Source organism: Pseudomonas sp. MD195_PC81_125 (genome assembly GCF_014060985.1).
Lineage (GTDB): Bacteria > Pseudomonadota > Gammaproteobacteria > Pseudomonadales > Pseudomonadaceae > Aquipseudomonas > Aquipseudomonas parakoreensis.
This window is the reverse complement of the sequence record NZ_JABULD010000468.1, coordinates 1-3035: the sequence shown is the minus strand read 5'-3', so window position 1 is coordinate 3035 and position 3035 is coordinate 1. Positions and strand designations below refer to the sequence as shown.

General features: G+C 61.6%; 3 protein-coding genes. 1 reads left to right on the top strand and 2 read right to left on the bottom strand.

The window, feature by feature from the left end; genetic code table 11:
- Window positions 1–108: 108 nt before the first annotated feature.
- Together HT737_RS18770 and HT737_RS18765 are read right to left on the bottom strand one after the other, a co-directional pair.
- Complete coding sequence (locus HT737_RS18770) at window positions 109–414, bottom strand: chaperone modulator CbpM (RefSeq protein WP_047291016.1); 306 nt, start codon at window positions 412–414, stop codon at window positions 109–111.
- Window positions 415–437: 23 nt separating this feature from the next.
- Window positions 438–1385 carry a DnaJ C-terminal domain-containing protein gene (locus HT737_RS18765; protein ID WP_131670997.1) on the bottom strand — a complete coding sequence of 316 codons (948 nt, stop codon included), beginning with the start codon at window positions 1383–1385 and terminating at the stop codon, window positions 438–440.
- Window positions 1386–1676: 291 nt separating this feature from the next.
- Here HT737_RS18765 and HT737_RS18760 point away from each other — a divergent pair, with 291 nt between their 5' ends.
- On the top strand, window positions 1677–2951 hold the full coding sequence (locus HT737_RS18760; protein ID WP_047291015.1) for an Hsp70 family protein: 1275 nt from the start codon (window positions 1677–1679) through the stop codon (window positions 2949–2951).
- Window positions 2952–3035: the final 84 nt, after the last annotated feature.

Sequence of the window (3035 nt, the reverse complement as noted above, 5' to 3'; positions counted from 1 at the left end):
GCAAGCCAGCTCCCACAGATCCGGCGTCGAATACAAACTTTGTGTACGACATAGTTCCTTGTGGGAGCTGGCTTGCCAGCGATGAGGCCGGCCAATACCACGGAAAACCTAATCGACCACCAGCCGCCCCAAGCGCTGCCTGAGCATCCGGTTCTCCGCCCGCAACTCGTGCACCTCTTCCAGCAGATTCAGGGCCAGGGCGACCCCATCCCACTCCAGCTCCAGCTCGCGCCGCAACTTCGCGGCGCGTTTGGCCAGGCTCAGCTCGTAGTCGGTGAACCGCCATTCCCGGGGCTGCGCGCCCTGAGGTTCGAGGATGCCGTGTTCGACGATTTCGATCACGTAGACGTCCGACAGATCGGCCGCCTCACAGAATTCTGCCATGTCCAGTTGAACGATCAGGGGGCTGCTCATGATGGGCTACTCCGTCGTCGGATTCAGAAGTTCTCGCGTGGGTTGAACGCGGCTTTCTTCGCCAGTTCCTGCCACAGCGCCTTGACCTCGTCGTCCGAGGTTTTCGGCATCACGGCCTTGAGCTGCACGAACAGATAACCGCGCTCACCGGCCTTGTTTTTCAGGCCATGGCCCTTGGCGCGCATGCGCTGGCCGTTCTGGCTGCCGGCCGGAACCTTGAGGTTGATCTTGCCGGTCAGGGTCGGCACGGCCACCTCAGTGCCCAGCGCCAGCTCCCACGGTGCCAATGGCAAGGTGATGATCAGGTTTTCGCCTTCGACATCGAATTTCGGGTGCGGCGCAAAGCGAATGGTCAGGTACAGATCGCCATTGGCGCCGCCACCGATGCCCGGCGCGCCCTGCCCCTTGAGGCGGATGCGCTCGCCGTCGGTCACGCCCGCCGGGATCTTCACGTTCAGGCTTTTGCTGGTGTTGCTGACGTGCTGACCGTTGGCGTTGTATTGCGGGACCTGAAAGCTGACCTTCTTCGACTCGTTCGACAGCGTCTCCTCAAGGAAGATCGGCAGTTCCATTTCCACGTCTTGTCCCCGCCGTCCTGCACTGCGTTGTTGCCGACCTTCGCCGCCACCGAAACCGGCGCCGCGATTGCCGAAGATCGAACTGAAGAAGTCCGAGAAGTCGCCGGTGTCACCGCCGCCGCCAAAGCCACCACGGCTCTGCCAGCCTGGCGGGCCCTGGAACGGCTGACCATGCTGACCATAACGGCGCAGGTCGTCGTACTCGGCGCGCTTGTCGGCGCTCTTCAGCGCTTCATAGGCTTCCGAGGCGTCCTTGAACTTGGCCTCGGCGTCTTTTTCCTTGCTGACATCGGGGTGGTATTTGCGCGCCAGCTTGCGATAGGCAGCCTTGATTGCCTTGTCGTCCGCTGTCGGCTCCACGCCGAGTATCTTGTAATAGTCTTTGAAGTCCATCGAAGGAATCACCATCCGTTATCGATTTCGCGCCGAGACCAGCATGCGCTCATTCGCACGTGCCGGGTTGACCGATCTCAACTTTGTGACCGGGTGGCGCAGCAGAAGTTTATCGGCAGTGGACGACGGTTCTTGCGACCGCCGGTATGTCTGCCGGCCCATGCCAGCAAGTTTGGGGCGAAGCTGCGACTTTCAAGAAGCTTAGTCGTGAAATAGCAGATGACCGGCCTTCGAATCTGCCGCGCACTGACATACACTGCGCGGCCGTTTTTTGACCGGAACCCGAAAGACATGAACAACGCCTCTCCAGCCCGTGCCTGCGGTATCGACTTCGGCACCTCCAACTCCACCGTCGGCTGGCTGCGCCCCGGCATGGAAACGATGATCGCGCTGGAAGACGACAAGATCACCCTGCCGTCGGTGGTCTTCTTCAACATTGAAGAACGCCGCCCGGTGTACGGTCGCCTGGCGCTGCACGAGTACCTCGAAGGCTACGAAGGCCGGCTGATGCGCTCGCTCAAGAGCCTGCTGGGTTCCAAGCTGATCAAGCACGACACCAGCGTGCTCGGCACGGCGATGCCGTTCAAGGATCTGTTGGGGCTGTTCATCGGCCAGCTCAAGAGCCGCGCCGAAACGGCCGCCGGTCGCGAGTTCGAACAAGTGGTGCTGGGGCGCCCGGTGTTTTTCGTCGATGACGACCCGCTGGCCGACCAGGAAGCCGAAGACACCCTGGTCGAAGTGGCACGCAAGCTCGGCTTCAAGGACGTGTCGTTCCAGTACGAACCGATTGCCGCCGCCTTCGACTACGAGTCGACCATCGAAAAAGAAGAGCTGGTGCTGATCGTCGACATCGGCGGTGGTACTTCGGACTTCTCACTGGTGCGCCTGTCGCCCGAGCGTCGCGGCATGGACAACCGTCACGATGACATCCTCGCCACCGGCGGCGTGCACATCGGCGGGACCGATTTCGACAAACAACTGAGCCTGCAAGGCCTGATGCCGCTGTTCGGTTACGGCAGCCGGATGAAGAGCGGCGCCTACATGCCGACCAGCCACCACATGAACCTGGCCACCTGGCACACCATCAACTCGGTGTACTCGCAGAAATCCACCCTGGCGCTGGGCAGCATGCGCTACGACATCGAGGACACTGGCGGTATCGACCGTCTGTTCAAGCTGATCGAACAGCGCGCCGGGCACTGGCTGGCGATGGAAGTGGAAGAAACCAAGATCCAGTTGACCCACACCGACAGCCGCCACGTACCGCTGGATCGCATCGAGCCGGGCCTGAGCGTGGAACTGAGCCGCGCCCTGTTCGAATCGTCGATCGACGCGCTGCTTGAGCGCGTGCGCGGCAGCGTTACGCAGCTGTTGAACGATGCCAACGTCTCGGTGGGTCAGGTCGATACGGTGTTCTTCACTGGCGGCTCCAGCGGCATTCCGGCGTTGCGCAACAGCGTCTCGGCAATGCTGCCGAACGCGCGACATGTGGAAGGGAACATCTTTGGCAGCATTGGCAGCGGTCTGGCGATCGAGGCGATGAAGCGTTACGGCGCCATGAACTGATCCAAGACCGCGTTGCGCCCATCGCTGGCAAGCCAGCTCCCACAGGTTCTGCGCCGCTTTCGAAAGCGGTATCAATCCTGTGGG

Bases quoted from the DNA above. Each gene is read 5' to 3' on its own strand.
- HT737_RS18760 (WP_047291015.1), top strand. From the start codon at position 1,677: ATGAACAACGCCTCTCCAGCCCGTGCCTGCGGTATCGACTTCGGCACC.
- HT737_RS18770 (WP_047291016.1), bottom strand. From the start codon at position 414: ATGAGCAGCCCCCTGATCGTTCAACTGGACATGGCAGAATTCTGTGAG.
- HT737_RS18765 (WP_131670997.1), bottom strand. From the start codon at position 1,385: ATGGACTTCAAAGACTATTACAAGATACTCGGCGTGGAGCCGACAGCG.